General features: G+C 71.4%; 8 protein-coding genes. 3 read left to right on the top strand and 5 right to left on the bottom strand.

The features are described 5' to 3' along the window. Window positions 1-275 precede the first annotated feature (275 nt). Complete coding sequence (locus JJ683_RS18195) at window positions 276-542, bottom strand: helix-turn-helix domain-containing protein (protein ID WP_200176195.1); 267 nt, start codon at window positions 540-542, stop codon at window positions 276-278. 96 nt (window positions 543-638) lie between these two features. Here JJ683_RS18195 and map point away from each other — a divergent pair, with 96 nt between their 5' ends. After that, the gene (map, locus tag JJ683_RS18190) at window positions 639-1,409 is read left to right on the top strand and encodes a type I methionyl aminopeptidase (protein ID WP_200176193.1); all 771 of its coding nucleotides are present in this window, start codon (window positions 639-641) and stop codon (window positions 1,407-1,409) included. 92 nt (window positions 1,410-1,501) lie between these two features. On the opposite strand, the gene JJ683_RS19865 is transcribed toward map, so the two are convergent. Continuing rightward, a complete protein-coding gene (locus tag JJ683_RS19865; RefSeq protein WP_504739237.1) occupies window positions 1,502-1,639 on the bottom strand; it encodes a DUF8730 family Cys-rich protein in 138 nt (45 codons plus the stop codon). Between the two features lie 74 nt (window positions 1,640-1,713). Then, complete coding sequence (locus tag JJ683_RS18185) at window positions 1,714-2,481, bottom strand: enoyl-CoA hydratase (RefSeq protein ID WP_372435342.1); 768 nt, start codon at window positions 2,479-2,481, stop codon at window positions 1,714-1,716. Window positions 2,482-2,671: 190 nt separating this feature from the next. Between JJ683_RS18185 and JJ683_RS18180 the strand changes: the two genes are divergently transcribed. Then, entirely contained in the window at window positions 2,672-4,069 is a 1,398-nt protein-coding gene (locus tag JJ683_RS18180) for a serine hydrolase (RefSeq protein WP_242474847.1), read from the top strand. Window positions 4,070-4,090: 21 nt separating this feature from the next. On the opposite strand, the gene JJ683_RS18175 is transcribed toward JJ683_RS18180, so the two are convergent. Then, window positions 4,091-4,588, bottom strand: a complete 498-nt coding sequence (locus JJ683_RS18175) for a hypothetical protein (RefSeq protein ID WP_200176190.1) — start codon at window positions 4,586-4,588, stop codon at window positions 4,091-4,093. Between the two features lie 69 nt (window positions 4,589-4,657). Beyond that, window positions 4,658-4,996, bottom strand: coding sequence for a hypothetical protein (locus JJ683_RS18170; protein WP_200176189.1), 339 nt, complete (start codon window positions 4,994-4,996; stop codon window positions 4,658-4,660). A 381-nt stretch (window positions 4,997-5,377) separates the two neighbouring features. On the opposite strand from JJ683_RS18170, the gene pepN reads away from it, so the two are divergent. Next, the coding region (gene pepN, locus JJ683_RS18165) for an aminopeptidase N (protein WP_200176187.1) at window positions 5,378-7,355 on the top strand (1,978 nt) is incomplete at its 3' end.

Genomic DNA, 7,355 nt, shown 5'->3' with positions numbered 1-7,355 from the left:
CGGTTGCCGCGCCGCGCGCCGGTTGCTGCGCCGCGCGCCGGTTGCTGCGCGGCGCGCCGATTGCCGCGACACGCCGGGGCAATGCGCGCGCGTCAGGATGATCGGCGCGCGGCGTGCACTGCCGGGGCCGGAACTGCCGCCCTGCCCCGCCGACCAAGCGGAAATTGCCGATTCCGGCCCGCGAACGCGCACTAACCGCTTGGTCGGCGCTGCGCCGCACGGCACTGCACTGCGCCGCACGGCACCGCGTTGCCCCCGGTCACCGTTGCCCCCGGTCACCCGGTGCGCTGCAGGCCCAGGTTCGGCAGGGCGATGCGGGCGAGCTCGTCCAGCGGGATGCCCAGCACGGAGGCGAGTGCGGCGACGGTGGTGAACGCCGGGGTGGCCAGGCGGCCGGTCTCGATCTTGCGGAGGGTCTCCGGTGAGATCGCTGCGGCACGGGCCACCGCGTCCGGCCGACGATCACCGCGGGCTTCGCGCAGGCTGGCGCCGAGCCGCTTGCCGGCCTCCCGCTGCTCCGGGGTCAGGGGGGATCGCACCATGAGCACATCCTACCCCCGTCCGGTATGAAAATACCGTCGCAGAGATTAGCCTGGTATTTATATACCGGTTCGGTGGCGTGTCTGAGGAGGATGCACATGGTGGAACTGAAGACGGCCCGCGAGGTCGAGTCGATGCGCGTCACCGGCTCCTTCATCGCGGGCCTGCTCGACGACCTGCAATCGCGCGTGAAAGTGGGAGTGAACCTCCTGGACCTGGAGTGCCGTGCCCGCACGCTGATCACCGAGCGCGGCGCGCAGTCCTGCTATTGGGATTACGCCCCGTCGTTCGGCCGCGGCCCGTTCCGCAACGTCATCTGCCTCTCGGTCAACGACGCCGTGCTCCACGGGCTGCCGCACGACTACGCCCTGCACGATGGAGACCTGCTGAGCATGGACATCGCCGTCTCGATCGGAGGCTGGGTGGCGGATTCGGCGTGCAGCGTGATCGTCGGAACACCGCGCGCCGAGGACCGGCGTCTCATCGAAGCCACCGAACGGGCGCTCGCCGCCGGCATCGCGTCCGCGCAGGCCGGCAACAGGCTCGGCGACGTCTCCGCGGCCATCGGCGCCGTCGCCGACGAGTACGGCTACCCGGTGAACACGGAGTTCGGCGGGCACGGGCTGGGCCGCGCCATGCACGAGGACCCGGACGTGCCCAACCAGGGACGGGCCGGGCGCGGCATGGTCTTGCGGCCGGGTCTCACTCTGGCGCTCGAGCCCTGGTTCGCCCGCGGCACCGACAGGATCGTGTACGACCCGGACGGGTGGACCATCCGCTCGGCCGACGGCTCACGCACGGCCCACAGCGAGCACGCCATCGCCGTCACCGACGGGGAGCCGCTGGTGCTGACGGCCGGGGCGGGGTGAGAAGAAGCTTGTGCTCCGCCGACCAAGTCAAAAATGTCGGTTCTGGCCCGGGAATGTGCAATTTCTACTTGGTCGGCGCTCTTCCGACCGGCCTACGACGCCGGCGCGCGATCGGTCCCGCAGGTGCACTGGCGCGGCTCGGGGATCGTGGCCATGACCTCCTGCGCGTGCTCGCCGCACCCGTCCCAGGTGGTCTTTCCGCAGCGTGCGCACGGGGCCGGGTAACACATGTCAGAGCCTTTCGACGGGGGCGCGGGCACCGGATCACGGCGCCGAGGCGGGCGTTGCGGTCACTGTGGGCGGATCAGCGCCCGGTCCACTGCGGGGTGCGCTTGTCCAGGAAGGCGCTCATTCCCTCCTGCGCGTCGCAGGTGACCGCGTTCGTCGCCATAGTCTCCCCCATCAGCTCGTACGCCTCGTGCTGGGGCAGGTCGATCTGCCGGTAGAACGCCTCCTTGCCGATGCGCAGGGTCAGCGGGCTGGACGCGGAGATCGTCGACGCCAGGGCCTCCGTGCGCGCGTCGAGCTCGTCGGGGCCGACCACCTCGTTGATCAGCCCCCAGTCGGCGGCGGTGTGCGCGTCGATGGTCTCGCCGGTCAGCAGCATCTGCATGGCGCGTTTGCGGCCCACGGCGCGGGTCACCGCGACCATCGGGGTGGAGCAGAACAGCCCGATGCGCACGCCGGGGGTGCCGAACACCGCCGTCGATGACGTCACCGCCAGGTCGCACGCCGCCACCAGCTGGCAGCCCGCAGCGACAGCGGGGCCCGGGACGGATGCGATCACCGGCTGCGGGATCCGCTGCACGGTCTCCATCAATTCGGTGCAGGCGTCGAAGACGATGCGCTCGTCGTCGACGGTGCGGTCGATCATCTCGGACAGGTCGTGGCCTGCGGAGAACACCGGCCCGATCGCGGTGATCACCACGACGCGCACGTGCGGGTCGGCGGCGAACGCACGCAGCGCATCGGTGACCGAGCGCATCACCGCGGTGGACAGGGCGTTGCGCTGGGACGGGTTGTCGAGGACGATGCGTCCGATCCCGGTCTCCGCGTCGAGGGATGCCCGCACCGCCGGTCCCTCGGCCGCCGCCGGGGTGCGTTCGCTGATCGTCACACTCCACCTCCGTGCCGTGCCCGCCCCACCGGCGATGCTACGCGGGATGGCACGGCGTAGAACGGCAGTGGTCTGCCGTGCAATAGAGTGGCGCCCCGTGTCCACTCGGAGAAGCTCGGCGTTCAGGAACACTGCGGTCAGAGGAATGGCGGCTAGAAGCACGGTGGCAGCGGTGACGGCCGTGGCGCTCACCGCGACAGGGCTGGCGATGCCTGCCGCGGCGGCACCGGCCGGGCCCGATGGGTCGTTCGCGGCGCCGGGCTCGCTGCAGTGGCAGCCGGCGCGCGACCGCGCGGACCGGGTCCTGCAGATCATCGCGTCCGACACGCCCGTCGATCCGGTCGAAGTCCTGGCCATGTCCGCGCCGTCGCTCACCGCGGCGCTCTACCCGCAGTCCTTGGCCTCGGCGTTGACCGCCTGGCAGTCCAGCGGCCCCTTCACGGTGACGGGCACCGATGACGAGGGGCCCGCGGCGGTGACACAGCTCGAGACGGCGCGCGGGGTGCCCGCGACGCTGACGGTGCACGTCGGACCGGTCGGACTCATCGACGGCATCACGATGCTGCCCGACGTGCCGGAGACCGCCGGCTTCGCGGACGTGTACGCGGCGGTCGCGGGCACAGGCGCGCGGGTGTCGATGCTGGCTTCCGACGCGGACCTGCATGCCGCCGACCCGGTCGCGCAGTGCGGCGCGGTGTTCGCGTCGGGTGCGGACGACGTGATGCCGCTGGGCTCGATCTTCAAGCTCTACGTGCTCGGTGCGGTGGGCGACGCGGTGGCGGCCGGCGCGATCGGGTGGGACGACATGCTCACGATCACCGACGACGTCAAGTCCCTGCCGTCCGGCGAGCTGCAGAATCGGCCGTCCGGGTCGACGGTGACGGTGCGCGAGGCGGCCGGGAAGATGATTTCGATCAGCGACAACACCGCGGCCGACATGCTCATCCATGCAGTGGGGAGCGACCGGGTGGAGGCGGCGGTGCGGTCGATGGGCGACGAACACCCCGAGGCGTTGACGCCGTTTCCGACGACACGCGAGATGTTCATCATCGGGTGGGGCCCGGATCCGTCGCTGCGGAAGAGGTGGGCCGACGCCGCCGACCTGCCCGACGCGGCCGCGGCAGAGGCGGAGCGCCGCGCGGTGCTCGCCGAGGCGGACACCCGGTCGCTCGACGACGTGGACTTGCAGCAGCTCATGCGCACGCCGCTGAGCCCCGGCAGTGTCGGCTGGTACGCCTCCGCGCAGGACGTATGCCGCGCCCACGTGGCGCTGCAGCAGATGGCGGCCAGGAGCGACGCGGCCGAGCCGATCCGCGGCATCCTCGCCGAGAATCCGGGCGTGCAGAACGTCGACGGGCTGCAGTACGTCGCCTACAAGGGCGGCAGCACGCCCGGCAAGCTCGCCGGAAGCTGGCTGGTCACCGGCGACGACGGCGCGTCGCATGTGCTGGTGTTCCAGATGGCGTCCGACGAGCCGATCGGGATCATCGAGCAGAACTACGTGTTCGGACTGATGGAGCAGGCGCTGAGGGCGTTCGGGTAGACGGCCGCCCCGGAAGGGGTCTCAGCGGCCGTCGCGCTTGGCCTGACGCTGCGCGCCCTGCGATTGCGATGAGGCGTCCCGCTTCATCCCGCCCGTCGTCCCTTTGTGCGCCCGTGCGCGCCCCGTGTCGTCGACCTTGCCGCCGGCCGCAGTCTGCGCATCGGGTCCGGACCCCCGATTCTCCTGTGCCTGCGCGAGCCGCTCGGCCTTGAGCTTCTCCGCGGCCTCGTGCGCGACGACGGCGACGCGCTCAGAGACCCGCGCGAGCGCCTCCTCGAACGCCTCGGCGCGCAGACGCTTCTTGGCGCCCTTGGGCGCTGCGACGCCGCGGCCGCCCATCTCGGAGACGTTCTCCCGCGCGGCGCGGCGGTAGTTCTTGGCGTGCTTGTTGCGGGCCCGCCGCACGCGGCGGTGCACCTCCAGCAGCGCGTCCTCGTCGAGATCGGCGAGCCGTGCGGGCTCGATCTCGCGCATGAGATCGAGCTCCGGCTCCTTCAGTACCCAGAAGTATTCCTCCACGGCATCATGGTGGCACCGGGGTCGGCCTCCCAAGGCGGTTTCGCCGATTGTGCTTCCGCGAACCGGGAATCACCCGACCAACCGGTCCTGGACATGGGACGGCCCGGCCCTGCGCGACACCATGCCCGCCGCGAGGACGCAGACGGCGGGCAGCTGGCCGATCATGACGCCGCAGGGAAGGGCCAGCAGCTCCCATCCGGACTGCGGAAACACGAACGCCCACAGGACGACGGCGCCGCTCAGGATGATCGTCAGCGCGTGACTGCCGGCCAGGATACGGTGCCGCCACGCCGGGCGCGGGCCCAGCGATGCGCTGGCGACGAGGCCGACGAACGCGGCGAGATGCCCGATGAGCATGCCCCCGACGAAGACGACGAATCCGGCATCGACGGCAGCGGATGCGCTCACGGGCAAGACTGGCTGCATCAGAAGGAAGCACCACATCAGCACAGAGCACACCGCGGCAATGGCGGAGGTGACCTGGAGGGTCCGCATCGCGTCACCGTATCCGACCAGCTGCGCGGAGAAGCCCGCTACATCTGCTCCAGTTGTTCGAGGGTTTCCAGGTTCGCTACGAATCCTTCGCGGGGGCGGTCGGATCGTGCACGCGGTTTCCGCATTCTCCAGCTCACCGGGTCAACGCTACCGAGTTACCGGCATTGCACAGGTGGTGACGGCTTTTCCGGCTGCGGTGGAGAGTGCGCCCCTGGGTGGCGCGGCGCGGCCGGCGGCGCCGCGCCCCCAGTGACGCCCCCCGGCCTCGCCCCGCCGGATGGCAGGATCGGTCCCATGAGCGATCCGACCACGGCCAACCTGACCCGCGACGAGACGGCGGCACGGTCCGCGCAGGTCACCGTCCACGGCTACCGCGTCGAGCTCGACGTCACCGGCGCGGTGGACGCGGCCGCCACCGGGTTCCCCACCGCGGTCACCGTGGAGGTCGAGGCGGACGGGGACACGTGGCTGGACTTCCTCGGCGAGTCGGTCGAGGCGGTGCGGATCGACGGCGCCGCAGCGCCGGTGGAGTACGACGGGGCCCGCGTCGCGCTGCGGAACCTGCGCGGGCGCAGCACCGTGCGCGTCGAGGCGACGGGCCGCTACAGCCGCTCCGGCGAGGGGCTGCACCGGTTCGTCGACCCCGTCGACGGCGCAACGTACCTGTACACCCAGTACGAGCCGGCCGACTGCCGGCGGGTGTTCGCCTGCTTCGAACAGCCGGACATGAAGGCGCCGTTCACCTTCGAGGTCACGGCGCCCGAGGGATGGGAGGTGATCTCCAACCGTGAGCCGGCTGAGACGGAACCGGCGGGCCCGGGTGCGGTGCGCGTGCGGTTCGCGCCCACGCTGCCGATCCCCACCTACATCACCGCGGTCGTCGCGGGCCCCTACCACCGCGTGCCGGGGGAGTGGAGCCGGCCGGGCGCGAGTGCGGATTGCCCGGGGGGAGACGGCGGCACCCTGTCCGTCCCCCTCGGCGTGCTGTGTCGTCGGTCGCTGGCCGAGCATCTGGACGCCGACGCGATCCTCGAGGTGACGCGCCAGGGACTCGACTTCTTCCACGACGCGTTCGACTACCCGTACCCGTGGGGAAAGTACGACCAGGTGTTCGTGCCCGAATACAACCTGGGCGCCATGGAGAACCCCGGCTGCGTCACCTTCACCGAAAAGTACGTCTTCCGCGGGGAGGCCACGCGCGCACAGTACGAGGCGCGGGCGACGACGATCCTGCACGAGATGGCGCACATGTGGTTCGGCGACCTGGTGACCATGCGCTGGTGGGACGACCTGTGGCTCAAGGAGTCGTTCGCCGATTACATGGGCACGCTCGCCTGTGCGGAGGCGACGGAGTTCACCGACGCCTGGGTGGCGTTCGCGGAGCGGCGCAAGGCGTGGGCGTATCGGCAGGACCAGCTGCCCACCACGCATCCCATCGTCGCCGACATCGTCGACTTGGAGGCGGCGAAGCTCAACTTCGACGGCATCACTTATGCCAAGGGTGCCGCGGTGCTCAAGCAGCTCGTCGCCTACGTGGGCCGCGAGGCGTTCTTCGAAGGTGCGCGCCGCTACTTCCGCGCCCACGAGTACGGCAATACGACGCTGACCGACCTGCTGGTGGAGCTGTCCGCCGCGTCCGGCCGCGACCTGGACGCGTGGGCGCGGGCCTGGCTGCAGACGACCGGGGTCGCCACGCTCACCCTCGAGCAGGCCGGGACCGGCGCGGAAACGGTTGCGGCGCAGTCTGATACCCGCCCGCACCGCTTCGGCACCGGCCGGTACGAGTACGACGGAGACGCGCTCGTGTGCGTCGGGCGGGCCGACGTCGAGCTTTCCGGCGCGCCGCAGTCCACGCCTGTCCCGCTGGCGGCGGCGCCGCTGGTCGTGCTCAACGACGACGACCTCACTTACGCCAAGACCCGCCTCGACGCGCGGTCGCTGGCCACCGTCGAATCCGGGCTCAGCCGGGTCGCCGACCCGCTCGCGCGCGGCCAGATCTGGGCGGCGCTGTGGAACGCGGTGCGCGACGGCGAACTGGACCCGGCCCGGTACCTGGCCGTCGTCGCGCGGCACGCGCCGGCCGAGACGAACACCGCGCTGCTCGCCTCGGCCCTGGCCAACGCGGATGACGCGGTGAACCGGTACGTGCCCGCGGCCGACCGCGCGCACCGCCGCGCCGCATGGCTGGAGACCGTGTGGTCGACGGTGCAGGCCGGCGGCGGGCTCCCGTGGGCGCGTGCGCTCGCGGGCGCGGCGTCCGTGGCCGACGGCC

This window comes from Tomitella cavernea, from assembly GCF_016599145.1.
GTDB lineage: Bacteria > Actinomycetota > Actinomycetes > Mycobacteriales > Mycobacteriaceae > Tomitella > Tomitella cavernae.
The sequence above is the reverse complement of the archived record's forward strand: the minus strand, read 5'-3'. Positions and strand labels throughout refer to the sequence as shown.